At 61.3% G+C, this 20,740-nt stretch carries 19 protein-coding genes; 7 read left to right on the top strand and 12 right to left on the bottom strand.

Annotation, left to right across the window (positions count from 1 at the left end):
* The first annotated feature begins 47 nt into the window (after window positions 1-47).
* Window positions 48-1,706 (top strand): putative transporter, encoded by a 1,659-nt coding sequence (locus ACJ8J5_RS17435; protein WP_414104977.1) that lies wholly within the window; start codon window positions 48-50, stop codon window positions 1,704-1,706.
* Between the two features lie 10 nt (window positions 1,707-1,716).
* Here the strand turns inward: ACJ8J5_RS17435 and ACJ8J5_RS17440 are convergent, their stop codons facing one another.
* The 4 genes from ACJ8J5_RS17440 to ACJ8J5_RS17455 form a co-directional block, all read right to left on the bottom strand.
* Entirely contained in the window at window positions 1,717-2,097 is a 381-nt protein-coding gene (locus ACJ8J5_RS17440) for a type II toxin-antitoxin system VapC family toxin (protein WP_025304766.1), read from the bottom strand.
* On the bottom strand, window positions 2,097-2,318 hold the full coding sequence (locus ACJ8J5_RS17445; protein WP_025304767.1) for a ribbon-helix-helix domain-containing protein: 222 nt from the start codon (window positions 2,316-2,318) through the stop codon (window positions 2,097-2,099). Before ACJ8J5_RS17445 ends, ACJ8J5_RS17440 begins: the two co-directional genes overlap by 1 nt.
* Window positions 2,319-2,392: 74 nt before the next feature.
* Complete coding sequence (locus tag ACJ8J5_RS17450) at window positions 2,393-3,643, bottom strand: valine--pyruvate transaminase (RefSeq protein ID WP_414104978.1); 1,251 nt, start codon at window positions 3,641-3,643, stop codon at window positions 2,393-2,395.
* 135 nt (window positions 3,644-3,778) lie between these two features.
* On the bottom strand, window positions 3,779-5,842 hold the full coding sequence (locus ACJ8J5_RS17455) for an alpha-amylase (protein ID WP_414104979.1): 2,064 nt from the start codon (window positions 5,840-5,842) through the stop codon (window positions 3,779-3,781).
* A gap of 195 nt (window positions 5,843-6,037) precedes the next feature.
* Between ACJ8J5_RS17455 and ACJ8J5_RS17460 the strand changes: the two genes are divergently transcribed.
* Window positions 6,038-6,190, top strand: coding sequence for a hypothetical protein (locus ACJ8J5_RS17460; RefSeq protein WP_162837931.1), 153 nt, complete (start codon window positions 6,038-6,040; stop codon window positions 6,188-6,190).
* 1 nt (window position 6,191) lies between these two features.
* Here ACJ8J5_RS17460 and ghrB read toward each other — a convergent pair whose 3' ends face one another.
* The 8 genes from ghrB to ACJ8J5_RS17500 form a co-directional block, all read right to left on the bottom strand.
* A complete protein-coding gene (gene ghrB, locus ACJ8J5_RS17465) occupies window positions 6,192-7,169 on the bottom strand; it encodes a glyoxylate/hydroxypyruvate reductase GhrB (RefSeq protein ID WP_149570672.1) in 978 nt (325 codons plus the stop codon).
* Between the two features lie 73 nt (window positions 7,170-7,242).
* Window positions 7,243-8,511: an MFS transporter gene (locus ACJ8J5_RS17470; RefSeq protein ID WP_033639091.1), complete on the bottom strand. Its 1,269-nt coding sequence runs from the start codon at window positions 8,509-8,511 to the stop codon at window positions 7,243-7,245.
* A 140-nt stretch (window positions 8,512-8,651) separates the two neighbouring features.
* A complete protein-coding gene (locus ACJ8J5_RS17475) occupies window positions 8,652-9,617 on the bottom strand; it encodes a sugar kinase (protein ID WP_025304772.1) in 966 nt (321 codons plus the stop codon).
* Between the two features lie 7 nt (window positions 9,618-9,624).
* Window positions 9,625-10,377, bottom strand: coding sequence for a sugar phosphate isomerase/epimerase family protein (locus ACJ8J5_RS17480; RefSeq protein ID WP_025304773.1), 753 nt, complete (start codon window positions 10,375-10,377; stop codon window positions 9,625-9,627).
* 172 nt (window positions 10,378-10,549) lie between these two features.
* Window positions 10,550-11,584, bottom strand: a complete 1,035-nt coding sequence (locus ACJ8J5_RS17485) for a LacI family DNA-binding transcriptional regulator (RefSeq protein ID WP_025304774.1) — start codon at window positions 11,582-11,584, stop codon at window positions 10,550-10,552.
* Between the two features lie 124 nt (window positions 11,585-11,708).
* Window positions 11,709-12,371: an OmpA family lipoprotein gene (locus ACJ8J5_RS17490; protein WP_016929583.1), complete on the bottom strand. Its 663-nt coding sequence runs from the start codon at window positions 12,369-12,371 to the stop codon at window positions 11,709-11,711.
* A gap of 210 nt (window positions 12,372-12,581) precedes the next feature.
* Window positions 12,582-13,070, bottom strand: a complete 489-nt coding sequence (locus ACJ8J5_RS17495) for an N-acetyltransferase (protein WP_197769484.1) — start codon at window positions 13,068-13,070, stop codon at window positions 12,582-12,584.
* A complete protein-coding gene (locus ACJ8J5_RS17500; protein ID WP_141996917.1) occupies window positions 13,067-13,633 on the bottom strand; it encodes a DNA-3-methyladenine glycosylase I in 567 nt (188 codons plus the stop codon). Before ACJ8J5_RS17500 ends, ACJ8J5_RS17495 begins: the two co-directional genes overlap by 4 nt.
* Before the next feature lie 196 nt (window positions 13,634-13,829).
* Between ACJ8J5_RS17500 and ACJ8J5_RS17505 the strand changes: the two genes are divergently transcribed.
* From ACJ8J5_RS17505 to ACJ8J5_RS17525, 5 genes are all read left to right on the top strand, one after another.
* Window positions 13,830-15,818 carry an autotransporter outer membrane beta-barrel domain-containing protein gene (locus ACJ8J5_RS17505; protein ID WP_414104980.1) on the top strand — a complete coding sequence of 663 codons (1,989 nt, stop codon included), beginning with the start codon at window positions 13,830-13,832 and terminating at the stop codon, window positions 15,816-15,818.
* Window positions 15,819-16,148: 330 nt separating this feature from the next.
* Window positions 16,149-16,328: a hypothetical protein gene (locus tag ACJ8J5_RS17510; RefSeq protein ID WP_127146956.1), complete on the top strand. Its 180-nt coding sequence runs from the start codon at window positions 16,149-16,151 to the stop codon at window positions 16,326-16,328.
* A gap of 221 nt (window positions 16,329-16,549) precedes the next feature.
* Window positions 16,550-17,467, top strand: a complete 918-nt coding sequence (glyQ, locus tag ACJ8J5_RS17515; protein ID WP_043140757.1) for a glycine--tRNA ligase subunit alpha — start codon at window positions 16,550-16,552, stop codon at window positions 17,465-17,467.
* 9 nt (window positions 17,468-17,476) lie between these two features.
* A complete protein-coding gene (gene glyS / locus ACJ8J5_RS17520; protein WP_049207117.1) occupies window positions 17,477-19,546 on the top strand; it encodes a glycine--tRNA ligase subunit beta in 2,070 nt (689 codons plus the stop codon).
* A 308-nt stretch (window positions 19,547-19,854) separates the two neighbouring features.
* Window positions 19,855-20,574 carry a DUF3053 domain-containing protein gene (locus ACJ8J5_RS17525; RefSeq protein ID WP_025304780.1) on the top strand — a complete coding sequence of 240 codons (720 nt, stop codon included), beginning with the start codon at window positions 19,855-19,857 and terminating at the stop codon, window positions 20,572-20,574.
* Window positions 20,575-20,740: the final 166 nt, after the last annotated feature.

The following is a 20,740-nucleotide window of genomic DNA, read 5'->3' on the forward strand; positions in this document are numbered from 1 at the left end:
GTCTTTGTCCGCAAATCCCATGTTCAACTTTGGCAAGGATGTGACCTATGAGCGATATCGCCCTGACCGTCAGCATGTTGGCGCTGGCGGCCGTCATTGGGCTGTGGATGGGGAACTGGAAGCTGTACGGCGTCGGGCTGGGCATCGGCGGCGTGCTGTTCGGCGGCATTCTGGTCGGCCACTTTGCCCAGAGCGGGCAAATCAGCCTGAATGGTGACATGCTGCACTTTATCCAGGAGTTTGGCCTGATCCTGTTCGTTTACACCATCGGCATCCAGGTCGGTCCCGGTTTCTTCTCTTCGCTGCGCGTCTCTGGTCTGCGCCTCAACGCCTTCGCGGTGCTGCTGGTACTGACCGGCGGCGTCGTGGCGGCGGCGGTGCACAAGCTGTTCGACGTGCCGCTGCCGATCATCCTCGGCGTGTTCTCCGGCGCGGTCACCAACACCCCGGCGCTGGGCGCCGGTCAACAAATCCTGACCGATCTCGGTTCCGATCCGGCGTTGGTGGACGGCATGGGGATGGGCTACGCCATGGCCTACCCGTTCGGCATTTGCGGCATCTTGCTGGTGATGTGGCTGATCCGATTGGTTTTCCGCATCAACATCGAGCGCGAGGCGCAGGCGTTTGAAAACAGCCTGGGCAATCAGCGTGAGCTGCTGCACGCCATCAACGTGGCGGTGCGCAATCCCAACCTGCAGGGCATGGCGATTAAGCAGGTGCCGTTGCTCAACGGTGAAGCGATCGTCTGTTCGCGCCTCAAGCGCGGAGAGCTGCTGATGGTGCCGGCGCCACACGAGCGGCTGGAACTTGGTGACTACCTGCATCTGGTGGGCAAGCGTGAAGATCTGGAGAACGCCCGGCTGGTGATCGGCGAAGAGGTGGACGCCTCGCTGTCGACGCGCGGCACCGCGCTGCAGGTGGTGAGGGCGGTGGTGACCAACGAGCAGGTGCTGGGCAAGAAAATCCGCGATCTGAACCTGAAGCAGAAGTATGACGTGGTGATTTCACGCCTCAACCGCGCCGGCGTCGAGCTGGTGGCCGGCAGCAACGTGACGCTGCAGTTTGGCGACATTCTCAACCTGGTCGGCCGGCCGGAGGCCATCGACGCGGTGACGGCAATCGTCGGCAACGCCCAACAAAAACTGCAGCAGGTGCAGATGCTGCCGGTCTTTATCGGCATCGGTCTCGGGGTGCTGCTGGGCTCCATTCCGCTGTTCGTGCCCGGCTTCCCGGCGGCATTGCGGCTGGGGCTGGCCGGCGGGCCGTTGGTGGCGGCGCTGATCCTGGGGCGCATCGGCAGTATCGGCAAGCTGTATTGGTTTATGCCGCCGAGCGCCAACCTGGCGCTGCGCGAACTGGGCATCGTGCTGTTTCTGGCGGTGGTCGGTTTGAAATCGGGCGGCAATTTTATCGATACGTTGCTGCACGGCGAGGGGCTGACATGGATTGGTTATGGCGCGTTAATCACCGCCATTCCGCTGCTGAGCGTCGGTATTCTGGCACGCACGGTGGGCAAGATGAACTACCTGACGCTGTCCGGCATGCTGGCGGGATCGATGACCGATCCGCCGGCGCTGGCCTTCGCCAACGGTCTGCATCCCACCAGCGGCGCCGCCGCGCTGTCTTACGCCACCGTGTATCCGTTGGCGATGTTCCTGCGCATCATGTCGCCGCAGCTGCTGGCGGTGCTGTTCTGGACGCTGTAGTGCGGATCGTCTACAGCCGATAAGGCATCAACACGCCATTGTCAGTGCCGAAATCTTTGGGGTTGCGGGAGATGAGCATCCGGAATCCCACCTGCGCTGTGGCCCAGATAATGGCGTCTGGCAGTTTCACATGCTGTGAGTGGCGCAGTTCTACGGCGCGTTCAGCGACTTCATCGGTAATAGGCAGCAGCAGAAATTGCCCTAAAAACTGACGTGTTTTCAGCTCCAGTGCCGGACCCTGTTTTTTAGCACCTACCATCACTTCCATCCAGGTGATGGCGCTGATGGCCGGATTGATGTGATACTCGACCAGAACGTCCCTGGCTTGAGGAATGCCGTTGAGATAATCGATCAGGATATTGGTGTCGAATAACGCCCGTTGAGCCACCATTATTCCCACTCCTCGCGCTGACGATTTTCGTACTCCACGCCATCTCCCATCGCCCCGGACCAGAGCCCGAAAGCGTTGCTGGGATCTTCCACGTGGTTCTCCGTCAGATAGCGGGAGACTGCTTGACGAATGATCTCGGCCCGCGGAACGTGGCGGATATTTTTCAGATTATCGAGCTGCCGCAGGTCTTCTTCAGGTAAATCGATCACGATGCGAGTCATCGTTGGCCCTCCAAAAAAAGATATACGATATATGCATCGTATATCTTTGTCGGTCAATTTTCAATCAGTCGGCGTTAGCCTTTCTGATGTGCGCGCTCGATCTCTTCCGCCAGGATCGCCACGCCGCGCTCGATTTTCTCCGGATCGGGCACGTAGTTCATGCGCATGCACTGGTGGGTGTGCGGCCAGTCGTGCTCCAACCCCGGGAAGAAGTAGTGGCCCGGCACCATCAGCACGCCGCGCTTTTTCAGGCGCTGATACAGCACTTCGGTGGTGATCGGCAGATCCTTGAACCACAGCCAGAGGAAGATAGCCCCTTCCGGTTTGTGGATCAGGCAGCGCTCCGGCGACAGGTAGCGGCGAATAATCTCGATGGTGTGCTCGACGCGCTGTTTGTAGAACGGGCGAATGACCTCGTTCGACAGGCGCAGCAGATCGCCGCGCGCGATCATTTCCGTCGCCATCGCCGGCCCCATGCTGCCTGGCGACAGGCTGATGATGCCGTTCATGTTGGTTAGCGCGGTGATCACCTTCTCGTCGGCGATCACGATGCCGCAGCGCGAGCCCGGCAGGCCGAGCTTGGACAGGCTCATGCACAGGATGGTGTTCGGGTTCCACAGCGGCGTGGCGTCGCTGAAGATGATGCCGGGGAACGGCACGCCGTAGGCGTTGTCGATCACCAGCGGAATATCACGCTGCTGCGCCAGCAGGTCGAGCTTCATCAGCTCTTCGTCGGTGATCACGTTGCCGGTCGGGTTGGTCGGCCGTGAAACGCAGATCATGCCGATGTCATCGCCGATGGTGAGATGTTCGAAATCGACGTGATACTTGAACTGGCCGTTCGGCAGCAGCTCGATGTTCGGTTTGGCGGAGACGAACAGCCCTTCGTCCAGCCCGGCGTCGGCATAGCCGATATATTCCGGCGCCAATGGGAACAGCACGCGGCGGCGCGAACCGTCGGCGTAGCGGCCGGCGAACAGGTTGAACAAGTAGAAAAACGCGCTTTGGCTGCCGTTAGTCAGTGCAATATTCTGTGGCGAAATCTCCCAGCCGAGCTCGTCGCGCAGCAGATTGGCCAGCGCTTTCAGCAGCGCGTCCTTGCCTTGCGGGCCGTCGTAGTTGCACAGCGCCTCGGTCAGTTTGCCCTGGTCGAGCATCTCCTGGCACAGCTGTTTGAAGTAGGCTTCCATCTCTGGGATCTGCGCCGGATTGCCGCCGCCGAGCATGATGGCACCGGGGGTGCGCAGGCCTTCGTTCAGGTCGTCCATCAAACGGGTAATGCCCGCATAACGGGTAAATTTTTCGCCGAAAAGTGAGAAAGTCATAGGTGCAGCAGTACTGTTTCTTAGCAGGTAATCACCCACCATACCGCCAGACAAATCCCGCTGCAATGCGGCCGACAAATCGGCCAATGGGCACAAACTTCGCTCATTGGCCGATTAGCAGCATATTACGCTGGATTATTGTGACCGTTCGCCGGCCCACACCACCATCACCTCATCGTCGCCAAGCCGGCGGCTGAAGGCGTAATAGGCGGCGTGCGCCTGCGGGGTTTGCACGCCGCCGCCGATCGCCGGGTGGCGAGCGCGGAACTGCCCTAACCGTTGCCAGTGGGTCAGCAGCGGGGCTTTTTCTCCCTGCAGCTCACGCCAGTTCATGTCGGAGCGGGTACCCTGCAGCGGATCGGAACCGGTTGGGCCGAGCGGGCGGCCGCTTTCATCGCCGTAGTAAATCTGCACCGCGCCCGGCGCCAGCAACAGCAGGTTCGCCGCCCGCTGTTGGCGAGGCAGCGAGCCTTTGGCGTCGCTGGCGAAGAACAGCCGGGTGTCGTGTGAAGAGAGATAGCTTAGCACGTTGAAATCCTGCAGCCGCTCGGCCATCTGCCGGTAGGTGGCATCGATGTCGGCGAAGCAGCCCAATGCCTGCGACGCCTGGTCCTGGAAATCGAAGTTGATCATCGCGTCGAAGCCGTTTTGGTAATAGTCACTTTTCATCACCCCGTGGCCCCAGGCCTCGCCAGTCATCCAAAACGGCGCATCATCCAACGCCTGCTGCGGATGCTCCGCTTTCCATGCCGCCAATGCCGCCGTGGCGCGCTGTTTCAACAGCGCCAGCGTCGGTTTTTCCACGTGCTTGGCGGTATCGACGCGAAAACCGTCGATGCCGTAATCGCGCACCCACTGGCTGAGCCAGACGGTCAGGTAATCGCGGGTGGTGGCGCCGGGCATGTCGCGCGCGGCGGTGTCGGGTTTGTGGCGATAGAACACCGGCAGGCCGCTGGCGCCGGGCGCTTCGGTTTTGATATCCGGCAGGAAGGCCAGTGACATCGTCAGATCGTCATAGCCCGGCGCGTCATAGTCGCCGATGTCGGTGCGGATCCAATTTTTCCCCCACCATGGGCGCCAGCCCGCCTTGTCGCTGAAGTTGATGTAATCGTTGAAGCTGTGCCAGTTTTGCCCTGGCCCGGGGCGCCAGTCGCTCCAGTTTTTCCCCAGGGTTTTCTCCACCTCTGCGCCTTGCAGATACAGCGAGCCGAAGTGGAACGTCTGCATATCCGCCAGCGTGGCGTAGCCGACGTGGTTCACCACCACGTCGAACAGAATGCGAATGCCGCGGCGATGCGCCTGCTCGACCAGCGTGCGCAGCTCCTGTTCGGTGCCCATGTTGGCGTCGAGGCGAGTCCAGTCCAGCGCGTAATAGCCGTGATAGGCGTAATGCGGGAAATCACCTTGGGTGCCGCCGCCGACCCAGCCGTGGATCTGCTCCAGCGGCGAGCTGATCCACAAGGCGTTGACGCCGAGCTGCTGCAGATAATCCAGCTTCTGCGTCAGGCCGGCCAGATCGCCGCCGTGAAAGGTGCCTATTTCCTGCAGGCCGTCGCTGCGGCGCCCGTAGCTGTGGTCATTGGCCGGATTGCCGTTCTCAAAGCGATCGGTCAGCACGAAGTAGACCGTGGCGTTATGCCAGCTGAACGCCGCCGGTTTCGCCGTGGCGGCGGATTCCAGCAGCAACAGGCCGCCGCTGGCGGGGGCGGGCTGCAGCGTGATTTTTCCCTGGCTCACCTGCGCCGTTTGGCCGGAATAGAAATCGCGCAGCGTTTCGCCTTCGGTGAAGGTGGAGGTGACGTCGACCGTGACCGGCTTACCGTCCCAGCGCGGGCAGCTGCGGACGGCAACGGCGGCGCTTTCCGGCACGCTGCTCAGGCTGAGCTGCAGCGTCGGCGTGCCGCTGCGCGTATCGACGCGCACCTGATAGTCGCCGGCGCGGAACTGCCGCCAGCTGACCGGCGGGTTGGCGCCGCAGGGTTGCAGCGACAGCGTCTGGTTAAGCTTCACCGCCTCGGCCGGTTGCCAGCAGTGGTTATCCTGATACAGCCGCAGCGGCAGCTGGCCTTTGGGCAGCGCGGCCTGGCTGGTGAACAGCCCGGCGGCCGTTTCGTCGAAGGCCGGGAAGCCCGGCAGCGTCCAGCCGGCCAGCGCCGAAGGCGACAGCAGCATCAACAAGGGCAGGGGTAACAGTTTCATGGCTCTCCTTACGCGCGGCAGGAAGCGTTTTTTCGCAGGGTAGCGCCCAGTGTGGCAAACGGTGGAAAAATGGCCTCCTCCCTGCGGGGGTTTTTCGAGGAGGAGAGGAAGGGTGGAGCGTTTTCGGATTGATTCGGCTTGGCTTTGTGCGCGCGCTGCGGCAGATTAAACGATGAACATCAAAGGAGGTTAGCGATGACGGACAAAAACTGGCGAGAAGAGATCGTTCAGGCAATTCAGGATGCCGAATTGCAGCACTTCGCCGAAGAACATCAGCTGCAGGCGCTGTTCGCGCCGCAGCAGGAAGAGCAACACGGCCGGTTATCCTCAGACCACCGGCCGCGCTGAGTTATTTCCGCAACAGCTGCGGATTGACGCAGTTTTCTTTCACCGTGCCGGTCAACGCGGCGATCAAATTATCCACCGCGCAGGCGGCCATGCCGTAGCGCGTTTCATGGGTGGCGGAGCCGATGTGCGGCAACGCCACCACGTTCGGCATGCTGAGCAGCGGCGAGTTGGCCGGCAGCGGCTCTTTCTCGAACACATCCAATCCGGCGGCGTGGATCTCGCCGTTTTGCAGCGCTTCGATCAGCGCCTGCTCATCCACCACCGGCCCGCGGCCGGCGTTGATCAGAATGCCGCTTTTCTTCATTTTCGCCAGCTGTTCGCGGCCGATCAGGTGGAAGGTTTGTTCGGTCAGCGGCAGCGTGATGCAAACGAAATCCGACTCGGCCAGCAGGGTGTCCAGATCGCAGCGGCGCGCGTTGAAGCGCTGTTCCGCCTCTTCATGCGTGCGGCGGGCGTTGTACAGCACCGGCATGCCGAAGCCGAAGTGCGCGCGCTGCGCCAGCGCCAGGCCGATGCGGCCCATGCCGAGGATACCGATGGTTTTGTGGTGCACGTCGACGCCGAACCAGTCCGGCCCGATGCTGCCGCGCCATTCGCCGGCCTTCACCCGCTCCGCCACTTCCACCACCCGGCGCGCGGTCGCCAGCACCAGGCTCATGATGGTGTCGGCGACGGTTTCGGTCAGCACCGTCGGGGTGTGCATCAGCAGCACGTTATGGGCGTTGAGCGCCTCGACGTCGAAGTTGTCGTAGCCGACGGAAACGGTCGAGGCCGCGCGCAGTTTGGGCGCCTGCTGCAGGAAGGCTTCGTCAATTTTACCGCCGGAACCGATGATCCCTTCGGCCTGCTGCAGCGCCTGGCGCAGTTCGTCGCGGTTCTCCGGCTGCAGGCCGTTGAAGGCGTGCACGGTGAAGTGCTGTTCCAGACGTTCACGCAGATCGGCGGGCAGGCTTTTGTACAATACGATAGAAGGCTTCATCACGAACTCCATCTGGGCCAAAGGGGGCATGGCGCCCCCCCGGTTGGGTTAACAGATAAAAAGTATAACCGGATCAAGCCAATTGCGGCTGGATCTCGTTGCGGGCGGGTTTGACGATCAGCGTCAGCACCACCGCCACCACCAGTGCGATGGCCATGAACATGTAAGAGGCCGCCGGGCTGCCGGTGGCGCCATTCAGATAGCCGACGAACCACGAACCGAAGAACGACCCCAGCGCGCCCATGCTGTTGATCAGCGCCATGGCGCCCCCGGCAACGTTTTTCGGCAGCATTTCCGGAATGATGGCGAAGAACGGCCCGTAGGGGGCGTACATCGCGGCGCCGGCGACCACCAGCAGGCCGTAGGAGATCCAGAAGTGGTTGGCGCCGACGGCGTAAGAACCGAAGAACGCCAGCGCGCCGATCAGCAGCAGCGGCCAGACGAACAGCTTGCGGTTTTGCATTTTGTCCGACGCCCAGGAGACCACGATCATAGCGATGGTTGCCGCCAGGTAAGGCACCGCCGACAGCCAGCCGGCTTCCACCATGCCCATCTGCATGCCGCTGCGCAGGATGGAAGGCAGCCACAGCACGAAGCCGTACACGCCGATGCTCCAGGCGAAGTACTGCACGCACAGCAGGATCACGTTGCGTGAGCGGAAAGCTTCGCCGTAGTTGCGCACGGCCTTGATGCCTTTTTGCTCTTCGTCCAGCTGCTGCTGCAGCGCCTGTTTCTCATCGGCGCTCAGCCAGCCGGCCTGCGCCGGTTTGTCTTTCGCCAGCACCCACCAGCAGAACGCCCAGATAACCGCCGGAATGCCCTCGATGATGAACATTTCACGCCAGCCGAAGGCGTGGATCAGGTAGCCGGACACCACCGACATCCACAGCACCGTCACCGGGTTGCCGAGGATCAGGAAGGTATTGGCGCGTGACCGCTCCGATTTTGTGAACCAGTTGCTGATGTAGATCAGCATCGCCGGCATCACCGCCGCTTCCACCACACCCAGGATAAAGCGGATGGCGGCCAACATCGGGATATTGCTGACCACGCCGGTCAGCGAGGCGCAGCCGCCCCATAGGATCAGGCACCAGAAGATCAGTTTTTTGACGCTGCGGCGTTCGGCGTAGATGGCGCCGGGAATTTGGAAGAAGAAATAACCGAGGAAAAACAGCGCGCCCAGCAGCGAGGCCATGCCTTTGGTGATGCCGAGATCTTCATTGATGCCGGCGGCAGAGGCGAAGCTGAAGTTGGCGCGATCGAGATAGGCCAGGCTGTAGGTGATAAACACGATGGGCATGATGTACCACCAGCGTTTGGCCGCGACAGTCGCTTTGTTCATGTTCAGTATCCTTCAGTGGTGTTGCATCCCCTTCGCCCGGCACGCTGGGCGTGAAAGAGGAAGGGGCAGATGCTCTCCCGACGCGTCCCGGTTGTAGGGCCAGAGGCTGACGTCATGCGGAGAAGTCGTTTTTTTTATTGTTATTCGGCCAATGCCGCACGGGTCGGCAGGCCTTCGCTGTCGCCGATGGCCTGGATCGCCAGCGAGCCGATTTTATTGCCGCGCTGCACCGCCTGTATCAGCGTTTTACCTTCCAACAGGGCGCTGAGGGTGCCAACGGCAAAGCCATCACCGGCACCGACGGTATCCACCACGTTGTCGACCTTGACCGCGGCCACTGCCGCTTTATCGCCGGCGGCGGTTTTAAACCAGGCGCCGTCCGGGCCGGTTTTGATGATCACCGCCTGCACGCCGCGCTCCAGATAGAAATCGGCGATGCCTTCCGGTGTCGACTGGCCGGTGAGGATCTGTCCCTCTTTCAACCCCGGCAGCACCCAGTCGGCGGCGAACGCCAGCTGGTTCAGCTGCTCGATCATCACCTCGCGGCTGGGCCACAGCACCGGGCGCAGATTGGGATCGAACGAAATGGTTTTACCCATGGCACGCATCTCGCGCGCCGCATGGTGGCACAGCGCCAGCGACTCGCTGGACAGCGCTGCCGCCACGCCGCTCAGGTGCAGGTGGCGTGCGGAACCGAAATACTCGCGGTTGAAATCGGCAATCGACAGGTGGCTGGCCGCCGAGCCCTTGCGGAAATACTCCACACTGGGATCGGTACCATCGGTGGTTTTGGATTTCACCTGAAAACCGGTGGGGTAGTGGCCGTCGACCGTCACCTGCCGGTAATTGATGCCTTCTTTTTTCAACTGCTGCAGGGTGAAGCGCCCGAACGAATCGTTGCCGACGCGGCTGACCCAGCCGACGTTCATACCCAGACGCGCCAGGCCGATCGCCACGTTCAGTTCGGCGCCGGCGATGCGTTTGGTGAAGGTTTCCACCTCCGCCAGATCGCCGGTTTGTGCCGCCACGAACATCGCCATGGCTTCACCCAGCGTGACCACATCCAGGGGCGCCTGCTGCGCCGTCGTTGCCGTTAACGTTGTCATCATGGGGTTACTCCGCACGCAAGATATTGACGTAATGGCGGGTGACGGCTTCCAGGTCATCGCCCTGCAACGGGAATTCGATACCGCGCGGCGCATCGTGCGGCAGGCGGGCCAACAGGTCGCGCCAGCTGCCGTCGGTCTCGTCCAGCGCGATGGCGCGCCAGCCGCGCGGGCCTTGGGTGGCGGCTTTGACGTGCACGTAACCGACGTGGCGGGCCAGGCGTTCGGCGGCGGCGAAGGCGTCTTGCCCCACCCACAGCCAGTTGGCCATATCGAAGGTCATGCTGACCGGCAGGTGGCTATCTTCCGCGGCGTGGAAAAAGGCGTTCAGCATCGACAAAATGCCGCAGTCCGGCGTTTGGTCGTTCTCGACCACCAGCTTGACCGGGTGTTGCTCCAGAGCCACTTTCAGCTCGGTAAAATCAAAGCCGGGGCGGAAATGGCCGAGGGAGAGCTTCAGCTGGCGCGCGTTCAGCGCCTGCGCTTCCGCCAGCAGCGCCGACAGGTTGGGGTTCAGCGTATGTTGCGGTGTGAACAGCGCCTCAGGGGCGGAATAGACGGCGAACAGCTGCTGGCGATCGATCTCTTGCGCCAGCGCCGGCAGGCTGTCCAGTTCACCGGCGGTGAACAGTTCGCGGCGGATCTCCACCCCGTCGGCGCCCGCGCCGGCGATGATGGGCAACAGCGCGCGCTGGCCGCCGTGTTGTTTGACGGTATCGGTGCCGTAGGCGCCGGTGACCACGATGATTTCTGTTTTCATTTTGACTCCTGAGACGGCATTGTCGCCGCCGCTGCTGTTACCGGTACGTTAAATGGAACCGGTTCCAGCGAAAAGCGACAGAGTGTAAAAATATGATCGCAATCACGAAGCTGAGCAAAAAACAGCCGATTCAGATAGAGGCGGGGCGGTCAACGGCCCCGGAGAAGGTGGATTAGCGGGTGGTGGAGCCGCGGACGATCAGCTCGCCGGAGAACATCTGCTCGCCGCTGGGGGTGGCCAGGCCCTGAATGCGCTGCACCAGCCGCTCCAGCGCCGCGTGTCCCATTTGGTAGGTAGGTTGTTTCAGCGTGGTGATGCCGACGCCCGCCAGCTCCGCCCACTCCAGCTCGTCAAAGCCCAGCAGGCCGATGTCGTTGCCCCACTGGATGCCGAGCCGACGCATGGCGCGCGCCACCTGCAGCGTCAGGGCGCCGTTGGCGGAGATCACCGCTTTGCGCATGCCGCGATGGCGGCCGCTGAAATCGCTCAGCACCTGCTCCAGCTTCTGCCGATCGTTGAGCGGCGTTTCGGCCTGCTCCGCCAACAGCGCGGGGTGCTGCGCCATGGTATGTCTGAAGGCGTGCAGGCGTTCGAGACGGGTATTGACCGTACCGAGCGGCTCGCTGAGGAACAGGATCGCTTCGAAACCTTGTTGCAGCAGGTGTTCGGTGGCGACGGTGGCGGCTTCGCGGTTGTTCAGGCCCACCACGTCGCAGGCGAAGTCGGGGATTTTTCGATCGATCAGCACCATCGGCAGCATCGACTGTTGCAGCGTGGATAATGCTTCCTCGCGCATGCCGACCGCGTTGACCACGATGCCTTCTACCCGGTAACTGCTGAGCAGCTGCAGGTAGTGCTGTTCCTGATTGACTTCGTTGTTGGTGTTACACACCAGCAGGGTAAAACCGTGTTGACGGCAGGCGGCCTCGATGCCGCGCATCACGTCCACCGAATAGGGGTTGGTGATATCGGCGAGGATCAGGCCGATCAGGCGGGTCTGGCCGCCCTTCAGGCTGCGCGCCATCTGGCTTGGCCGGTAGTCGAGCTGCTGGATAGCCTGTTCGATGCGCTGTTTGAGATCGTCGGAAAGCAGGTGCTGTTCACCATTCAGATAGCGCGACACGCTGGTCTTGCCGGTTTTGGCGATGCTGGCCACATCGCTGATGGTAGCGCGTCCTGAGGTGCGCGTTGCCTTGCCTGTGCTCACAGCCGATCCCTCCTGCGGTTAATTGCCAAGGAGACTACCATACCCGATGTGCGAGCGGGAATATTGAAGGATAAGGAGAAAGTCGGGAGGAAGCGGCGGGGCACCGGTGGCGCCCCGCACGGGATTACTGCAGCGGGCTGAGGGTGATCTCGACGCGGCGGTTTTGCGCCTTGCCTTCCGCGGTGCTGTTGGAGGCGATCGGGTTGTCCGGGCCGGCACCGGTGGTGCGGATACGGTTCGCCGCCACGCCCTGGGTGATCAGCGCGCTGGCTACGCCGTCGGCGCGCTGCTGCGACAGGTTCATGTTGAGCGAGCGGGAGCCGGTGCTGTCGGTGTAGCCGACCACGTTGACCGCGGTTTTCGGATACTCTTTCAGCACCATGGCGACGCCGGTCAGGGTGTTGGCGCCCGCCGGTTTGAGCGTGGCGCTGCTGCTGTCGAAGGTCACATTATTCGGCATGTTCAGCACGATGTTGTCGCCCTGGCGGGTGACGCTGACGCCGGTACCTTTCATCTTGTCGCGCAGTTTGGCTTCCTGCACGTCCATGTAATAGCCTGCGCCGCCGCCGAGGGCTGCACCGGCCGCTGCGCCGATCAGCGCGCCCTTGCCGCGATCTTTCTTGGAAGAGGACAGCACGCCGACGCCGGCGCCCAGTGCGGCACCGAGGCCCGCGCCGATGCCGGATTTACCGACTTCGGATTCGCCGGTGTAAGGGTTGGTGGTACAGGCCGACAGCGTGAGCGCGACGCTCACTGCGCCGGCAATAATTGCAATGCGTTTTTTCATGTTCTTGTCCTTAATGGCATCAATTCTGTACGCGCCGGCCCAACACGGGGGCGCAAAAAGTAGGCGACGCAGGTGGGGCCCGCATCACCGCGCTACTATGACGCGTTGGCTCGCCGGCAGTTCCGGAGAAAAACGTGACAAATGATGAGCGCGGGTAAGTGCTGGGGGAGTTATGCGATAAAACGCCGGGCGGCGCCATGCAGCGGATTCCTAATTGCGCGCCGCCAGGGCGCGAATGCGCCTTTTTTCACCGTAACCGGTTGAATTCTCGATTGCCGGCCAGTTCATGATCAGCGTATAGGCTTGGGTTTCGTCGTTAAACAGGCGTTGCGTCACCTGAAAACCGTGCTTGTGGTAGAACGCGCAGGCTCGCAGGTTCTGCTGATACACCTCCAGGCTGAGCCGGCGGTAGCGCTGCTGCACGTGCGTCATCAGCGCCTGGGCGACGCCGCGGCCGTGATACGCCCGATCGACGAACAGCGCGCCGATGAACTGCTCGTCCAGCACGCTGATAAAGCCGACGATCTCGTCGTTATGCCAGCAGGCCCAGCTTTGCGCGCGCGGCAGGTAGTTTTCCCGCACCAGTGCGGCGCTCTCATGCCAGTATTTTTCCGCCACGAACGGATGGGCGGCGATGGTGCTGGGCAGCCACAGCGCCATCAGCCGTTCGATATCCTCCGGGCCACAGGGGCGGATCACCGTGGCTTTGGGTAGCACATGCACCCCGTGAGATGATCGTTCACCAGCCCGCTGGCCTGCATGAAGGCGTAACAGATCGTGGAGCCGATAAACTTGAAGCCGCGCTTTTTCAACGCTTTGGACATGGCGTCGGACTGCTCGGTTTTAGCCGGCACCTGGCTCAGCGCCTGCCAGCGGTTGAGCTGCGGCCGGCCGCCGACGAAGTCCCAGATGAAGGTAACGAAATTCTCGCCGGACGCCTCCATCGCCAGATAGGCTTTGGCGTTGGTGATGATGGCTTCTATCTTGCCGCGGTGGCGGATAATGCCGCTGTCCTGCAGCAGGTTTTCCACGTCCTGCTCGGTCATGGCGGCGACCCGCTGCGGATCGAAACCATGGAAAGCACGCCGGTAATTCTCGCGCTTTTTCAGGACGGTGATCCAGGAAAGGCCGGCCTGCTGCCCCTCCAGGCACAGCATTTCAAACAGCTCGCGCGCGTCGGTGGTGGGCACGCCCCATTCCTTGTCGTGATACTCGAGATACAACGGATCGGCCGTCACCCAACCGCAGCGTTCGTCTGCCATCCTGACTGTCCTTATGCTGTGTTTATGAACAGTAATCATCGCTCGAAGCGCCGAACTTGGCAAGCCTCTGATTGTTTTGTCATCAGCCCGCTTGACGTGGTGAAAAAGCCGACAATAGTTACTACATGGCCGGTGGAAAACCGGCCAACGATAAAAACGACATTGCCTTCATTTGCAGGCTCTCAGGAGTCGATTCATGCCTCTAAAAATAACGTGCATGCCCCGCCCGGCGGCGCTTGCAGTGGCGCTACTTTGCAGTGTGACCCTTCCGGCTCAGGCGTACGATCAACTGTACGTCTTTGGCGATAGCCTGAGCGATACCGGCAACAACGGCCGGTTCACCTATGACGGCAGTCAGCATCTGCTGTACGACGAAGCGTTGGCGCAACGCATCGGCGCGGCGCTGGTGGCCTCGGACAACGGCGGTGAAAACTACGCCGCCGGCGGCGCCGTGGCGGTGCCGGGCCTGAACCCGGTCGACAACACCCAGGATCAGGTGCAGCGCTACCTGAATCGGGTTAACGGCCAGGCCGATGGCGACGGTTTGTATATTCACTGGATCGGCGGTAACGATTTGGCGGCGGCGGCGCTGAATGCCGCTACCGCGCCCGGCGTGGCCTATAACAGTGCCGCGGCCGCCGCCGCGCAGGTGCATTCGCTGCTGAACGCCGGTGCCGGCACGGTGATCGTGCCGACGGTGCCGAACATCGGCTCCACGCCGCAGCTGATGGAACTGATCATTCAGCAGGCGCTGCCGCCGGTACAGGGGGCGGCGATCCAGGCGGCCTATGCCACGCTTAATTCGGTGGCTACCCCGGACAACGCTTCGCGCACGCAGGCGATCCACGCGGCGTTGGCCGCCGCGGCGAAGCAGGGCAGCGCCATTCCTCAGGTGCAGCAGGCGATCGCCGCGCAGCTTATCGCGGCGTATGACAGCCTGAGCGCGCAGGCCGCTCAGCTGACCGATTTCTATAATCAAAGTGAAGACCGTCTGCTGGCGCAGGGGGGCGGCAATATCGTGCGGGTGGACGTCAACAAGCTGTTCGCCGAAGCGATCGCCAATCCGGCGCAGTTCGGCTTCGCCAACACGGCCGGCATGGCTTGCCCGGCGGGCGTTTCCTCGGCGGTTTGCCGTTCCGACATGCCCGGCTTCGACGCTGGCCAGTCCTATCTGTTCTCCGACCATTTCCACCCCAGCCCGCAGGCGCACCTGCTGATTACGGATTATATTCAGGCGGTGTTGGATGGCCCGGCGCAGGTGGTGGCGCTGAATCAGGCGACGGCGGCGATGGCGCGTGACAGCCGCGCCACGCTCGACAGCCGTTTCCAGCAGCTGCGCAACGGCGACAACCCGCAGGGCTCGCTGGGCGTGTTCGGCGGCTACGCCGGCCAGCACTACGACTATGCCGATAATCGGGCGGCGGGGGACGGCAACGCCACCACCCACAACCTGACCGTCGGCGTGGACTATCAACTGACCGACAGCTGGTTGATCGGTGCGTTGATCGCCGGTTCCAACGACGATCAGCATCCTTCCAGCCGTTTTGATTACAAGGCGCGCGGGCTGCTGCTGTCAGCCTTCAGTTCGCTGGCACTATTCGAGCATGGCTGGGTCAACGCCGATCTGCACTATGCGACGATGGACTATGACGACATCCGCCGCAGCATGCGGCTGGGGCCGCTGACGCGTACCGAAACCGGGTCGACCACCGGCAAGCAGTGGGGCGCGCGCGTGACCGCCGGCTATGACTTCCCGATCGCCTCTTACCTGACCACCGGGCCGGTGGCGCAGTTCGCCTGGGACTACAGCCGCGTTTCCGGCTACAGCGAAGATGGCGATGACAGCACCGCCATGCGCTTCAACGATCAAACCTATCACTCGCAGATCGGCGCGTTGGGCTGGCGGCTGGATACGCAATTCGGCGTGTTTAACCCCTATGCGGAAGTGAGTTATCAGCATCAGTTCGGCGATGACGTCTACCGCGCCGGCGGCGGCCTGAAATCGACGCAAACCTCGTTTACCCGCGACAGTGCGGGCCAGGATAAAAACTGGGTGGATGTGACGCTGGGGGCCAACATGCCGTTGACGGACAGGGTATCGGCCTTCGCCACCGTTTCGCAAACCGGCGGGCTGAGCAGCGGCGAGCAGTTTATGTATAACGTCGGCGTCAGCGCGCGTTTTTGAATTGGCCATCGGCGCGCTCAAGGGCGCAGGATAGTCATAAGGTCTGATAAGGGATTTATGAGGAAGGCGGCCTGGGGTGAATTATGCGGGCCGCAATGACGTTGGCGGAAATACAAAAAAAAACTGATCCTATGAAAGGATCAGGTAGCCACTTGGCCAACACCAGGGAAAATTTTATTTATTATTGTATAACCAAAGATTAACTGTCAATTTGTTTCTGTGGCCCGTTAGCGCCGTCTTTCATCCCTGGCCGTTCCTCCCATGCCCCGACCGTCGGCACGCCGCGTGATATCGCCTTATTGTTCACGATAATAAGAAATAATCTGGCACTTGATCACATTATCTCTCGATGAGGGGAGTTTTTTAGTTGATAAAATTAACAAAAATAACATTGTCGCAACTTTATCTCGTGGCAAATATAAAGATACACGCACGGAAATCAGCCTGAATTTGACCGGCGAGGGGAGAAATAGCGTTCAGCTAATTGACTATTTAAACGGCGGTGAGTGATATTTTTGTTTAGATACTCTAATGTTTTTGCCGGGTGTGTTTTTCTGGACGGCGAGGCGACCGGCCGGCGCGTTGTCCTTCCCTCGGTGTCCGCCGCGTGAAAATCCAGCGCTTCTCGCCCCGATTCGCACTTGTTGCCGGATTCTGGCTGTATATCTTACGGTCAAAGGGTATACTGGCGCATTCCATCTAAATCCACTTGTATCGCGTGCGAATTCAACATGCAAAAGTTTGATACCAAGACCTTCCAGGGCCTGATCCTGACACTGCAGGATTATTGGGCGCGCCAGGGCTGCACCATCGTTCAACCATTGGACATGGAAGTCGGCGCGGGAACCTCACACCCGATGACGTGCCTGCGCGCACTGGGGCCGGAGCCGATGGCGACCGCCTATGTGCAGCCATCCCGTCGCCCGACCGACGGCCGCTACGGCGAAAACCCGAACCGTCTGCAGCACTACTACCAGTTCCAGGTGGTGATTAAGCCATCGCCGGACAACATTCAGGAACTCTACCTGGGCTCGCTGAAAGAGCTGGGTCTGGATCCGACCATCCACGACATTCGCTTCGTGGAAGACAACTGGGAAAACCCGACGCTCGGCGCCTGGGGCCTGGGTTGGGAAGTGTGGCTGAACGGCATGGAAGTGACGCAGTTCACCTACTTCCAGCAGGTCGGCGGCCTGGAGTGCAAGCCGGTGACCGGCGAGATCACCTATGGTCTGGAGCGTCTGGCGATGTACATCCAGGGCGTGGACAGCGTATACGATCTGGTGTGGAGCAACGGCCCGCTGGGTGTCACCACCTACGGCGACGTGTTCCACCAGAACGAAGTGGAGCAATCCACCTACAACTTCGAATACGCCGACGTCGACTTCCTGTTCTCCTGCTTCGAGCAGTACGAGAAAGAAGCCCAATCGCTGCTGGCGCTGGAAAAACCGCTGCCGCTGCCGGCCTACGAACGCATCCTGAAGGCGGGCCATACCTTTAACCTGCTGGACGCGCGCAAGGCGATTTCGGTGACCGAGCGTCAACGCTACATTCTGCGCATCCGCACGCTGACCAAAGCCGTTGCCGAAGCCTACTACGCTTCCCGCGAAGCGCTGGGCTTCCCGATGTGCAACAAGAAGAACGAGAACTAAGAGGCAGCCATGACTCAACAGACTTTCCTGGTGGAAATCGGCACGGAAGAGCTGCCGCCGAAGGCGCTTCGTTCCCTGGCGGAATCTTTCGCCGCCAACTTCACCGCCGAGCTGGACAACGCCGGCCTGGAACACGGTGACGTGAGCTGGTTCGCCGCACCGCGCCGCCTGGCGCTGAAAGTGGCCAACCTGAGCGCGGCACAGGCCGATCGCGAAATTGAAAAACGCGGCCCGGCGATCGCCCAGGCGTTCGACGCCGAAGGTAAACCGAGCAAAGCGGCCGAAGGCTGGGCGCGCGGCTGCGGCATCACCGTCGATCAGGCTGAACGCCTGGTGACCGACAAGGGCGAGTGGTTGATGTACCGCGCCCACGTCAAAGGTCAGTCGGCGCAACAACTGCTGGCCGGCATGGTCAGCACCGCGCTCGGCAAGCTGCCGATCCCGAAACTGATGCGCTGGGGCGATTCCGACGTGCAGTTCGTGCGTCCGGTACATACCGTCACGATGCTGCTGGGCGCCGATCTGATCCCAGGCACCGTGCTGGGCATCGAATCCGCGCGCACCGTGCGCGGCCACCGCTTCATGGGCGAAGCCGAGTTCACCCTCGACAATGCCGACCAATACCCGCAGATCCTGCTGGAGCGCGGCAAAGTGGTCGCCGACTACGAAGCGCGTAAAGCCCTCATCAAGCGCGATGCCGAACTGGCGGCGCAGAAGATTGGCGGCAAGGCCGATCTGAGTGAAAGCCTGCTGGAAGAAGTGGCTTCGCTGGTGGAATGGCCGGTGGTGCTGACCGCCAAATTCGAAGAGAAATTCCTGGCGGTGCCGGCGGAAGCGCTGGTGTACACCATGAAGGGCGACCAGAAGTATTTCCCGGTGTACGACGCCGCGGGCAAACTGCTGCCGAACTTTATCTTCGTAGCCAACATCGAGTCGAAAGACCCGCAGCAGATCATCTCCGGTAACGAGAAGGTGGTGCGTCCGCGTCTGGCCGACGCCGAGTTCTTCTTCAACACCGACCGCAAGAAGCGTCTGGAAGACAACCTGCCGCGCCTGGAAACCGTGCTGTTCCAACAGCAGCTGGGCACCCTGCGCGACAAGACCGACCGCATTCAGGCGCTGGCGGGCTGGGTTGCCGGCCAGATCGGCGCTGACGTCAACCACGCCACCCGCGCGGGCCTGCTGTCGAAGTGCGACCTGATGACCAACATGGTGTTCGAATTCACCGACACCCAGGGCGTGATGGGCATGCACTACGCGCGCCACGACGGTGAGGCGGAAGACGTCGCCGTTGCGCTGAACGAGCAGTATCAGCCGCGCTACGCCGGCGATGCGCTGCCGCAGTCGCTGGTGGCCTGTTCCCTGGCGATCGCCGACAAGATGGACACCCTGGCCGGCATCTTCGGCATCGGTCAGCATCCGAAGGGCGATAAAGACCCGTTTGCGCTGCGCCGTGCCGCGCTGGGCGTGTTGCGTATCATCGTCGAGAAAAACCTGCCGCTGGATCTGCAGACACTGACCGAAGAGGCCGTGCGCCTGTACGGCAGCAAGCTGACCAATGCCAAGGTGGTCGACGAGGTGGTGGAATTCATGCTGGGCCGCTTCCGCGCCTGGTATCAGGAAGAAGGCCACGCGGTCGATACCATTCAGGCGGTGTTGGCGCGCCGTCCGACCAAGCCGGCCGACTTCGACGCGCGCGTCAAGGCGGTATCCCACTTCCGCACGCTGGACGAGGCGGCGGCGCTGGCTGCGGCCAACAAACGCGTCTCCAACATTCTGGCGAAGTCTACCGAAACGCTGAACGACAGCGTGCGCGCCTCGGTGCTGAAGGACGCGGCGGAGATCCAGCTGGCGACTCACCTGGTGGTGCTGCGCGACAAGCTGCAGCCGTACTTCGCGGCGGGCAACTACCAGGAAGCGCTGGTGGAACTGGCCGCGCTGCGTGAGCCGGTGGATGCGTTCTTCGACAACGTGATGGTAATGGCGGACGATGCGGAAGTGCGCGTAAACCGCCTGACGCTGCTGAGCAAATTGCGTGAACTGTTCCTGCAGGTGGCGGATATCTCCGTACTGCAGTAAGCGATTCTCTGCTGTGAAAAGGCGCCTGCGGGCGCCTTTTTTATTTCCGTTTCCTGGGTGCGAAGGCAAGGTCGCCTGGCGACTTGGGGGGGCTACTTGGGGAAATTGAAGCGTCCGGTCGCCGACGGCAATGAACCTCAGTGCGTTTTGCGCACGATGTTCAACCGCATTCGGCCGGGGCAATGCTCATCGCAAACGGAATCGCGTATCGGAACGCCGCCAGTTGATCTATTCTTATAGGCGCACGGAGTGCGCAAAAAGGGGCGGAGTCCAATGAAAAAGCAGGTTTATAACAGGAGTTATGTCACATGGCGGTAGGGATCCAGAGCAGAGGTTTCGCGCGTTGGTTGGCACCGGTATTGGCATTGTTGGTGGTCATGCAATTGACCGCCTGCGGCGATAAAGAGCCGGAACAGCGCAAAGCATTTATCGATTACTTACAGAATACCGTGATGCGCAGCGGGGCGAATATCCCCACGTTGAGCGAAGATCAGAAGCAGAAGTTCGGCAACTATGCCGGCGATTACGCGATTTTGGTCGGTTTTTCGCAGCAGTTGTCCAAATCGGTCGGCGCCAGCCTGACCCCGGCGCTGGATCAGATTAACCAGATCCGCACCGCGCAGGACTACCTGAACAAACGCGACGCGCTGCAGCAATCGGTCGGGGCGTTGAACCTGCTGGGCCAGCAGATCCAGTCTGCCAAATCGCAGGCGGATACTGCCCACGCGGCGCTGAAACAGCCTGACGATCTGAAGGCGGTGTACAACCAGGCCTATGACAAAATCGTCACCGCACCGGCCAACGCCTTGATGCCGGCGATCCCGACCACCGCCAGCTTTGTGCAGGATCTGGTGCAGGTCGGCGATTTCCTGCAGAGCCAGGGCAATCAGGTCAGCTTCAACAACAACGGTGTGCAGTTCCGCACCGCGCAGCAGGTGGCGCAGTACAACACCATGATGTCGAATCTGGTGGCCAAACAGCAGAACCTGATGAATGCGCAGAAGACCATTCAAAGCGTGACGCAATAACGCGTCCAGGCGCGAAACAGGCCGGCATTGCCGGCCTGTTTTATTTCCCCTCAGCGTTTCCAATAGCTTGCTGGTTTATTGCGCAGGCTTCTGTACTACACTTCAATTAATCCATTCATTCGGCAATGTAGTTTTCTTTCATTCATCACTTCGCTAGTTCCCGGCG

Source organism: Serratia sp. CY43202, from assembly GCF_052168755.1.
GTDB classification, from domain to species: domain Bacteria; phylum Pseudomonadota; class Gammaproteobacteria; order Enterobacterales; family Enterobacteriaceae; genus Serratia; species Serratia bockelmannii.

Coding starts and splice junctions, on each gene's coding strand:
- ACJ8J5_RS17435 (WP_414104977.1), top strand. CDS start 48: ATGAGCGATATCGCCCTGACCGTCAGCATGTTGGCGCTGGCGGCCGTC.
- ACJ8J5_RS17440 (WP_025304766.1), bottom strand. CDS start 2,097: ATGGTGGCTCAACGGGCGTTATTCGACACCAATATCCTGATCGATTAT.
- ACJ8J5_RS17445 (WP_025304767.1), bottom strand. CDS start 2,318: ATGACTCGCATCGTGATCGATTTACCTGAAGAAGACCTGCGGCAGCTC.
- ACJ8J5_RS17450 (WP_414104978.1), bottom strand. CDS start 3,643: ATGACTTTCTCACTTTTCGGCGAAAAATTTACCCGTTATGCGGGCATT.
- ACJ8J5_RS17455 (WP_414104979.1), bottom strand. CDS start 5,842: ATGAAACTGTTACCCCTGCCCTTGTTGATGCTGCTGTCGCCTTCGGCG.
- ACJ8J5_RS17460 (WP_162837931.1), top strand. CDS start 6,038: ATGACGGACAAAAACTGGCGAGAAGAGATCGTTCAGGCAATTCAGGAT.
- ghrB (WP_149570672.1), bottom strand. CDS start 7,169: ATGAAGCCTTCTATCGTATTGTACAAAAGCCTGCCCGCCGATCTGCGT.
- ACJ8J5_RS17470 (WP_033639091.1), bottom strand. CDS start 8,511: ATGAACAAAGCGACTGTCGCGGCCAAACGCTGGTGGTACATCATGCCC.
- ACJ8J5_RS17475 (WP_025304772.1), bottom strand. CDS start 9,617: ATGACAACGTTAACGGCAACGACGGCGCAGCAGGCGCCCCTGGATGTG.
- ACJ8J5_RS17480 (WP_025304773.1), bottom strand. CDS start 10,377: ATGAAAACAGAAATCATCGTGGTCACCGGCGCCTACGGCACCGATACC.
- ACJ8J5_RS17490 (WP_016929583.1), bottom strand. CDS start 12,371: ATGAAAAAACGCATTGCAATTATTGCCGGCGCAGTGAGCGTCGCGCTC.
- ACJ8J5_RS17500 (WP_141996917.1), bottom strand. CDS start 13,633: ATGGCAGACGAACGCTGCGGTTGGGTGACGGCCGATCCGTTGTATCTC.
- ACJ8J5_RS17505 (WP_414104980.1), top strand. CDS start 13,830: ATGCCTCTAAAAATAACGTGCATGCCCCGCCCGGCGGCGCTTGCAGTG.
- glyQ (WP_043140757.1), top strand. CDS start 16,550: ATGCAAAAGTTTGATACCAAGACCTTCCAGGGCCTGATCCTGACACTG.
- glyS (WP_049207117.1), top strand. CDS start 17,477: ATGACTCAACAGACTTTCCTGGTGGAAATCGGCACGGAAGAGCTGCCG.
- ACJ8J5_RS17525 (WP_025304780.1), top strand. CDS start 19,855: ATGGCGGTAGGGATCCAGAGCAGAGGTTTCGCGCGTTGGTTGGCACCG.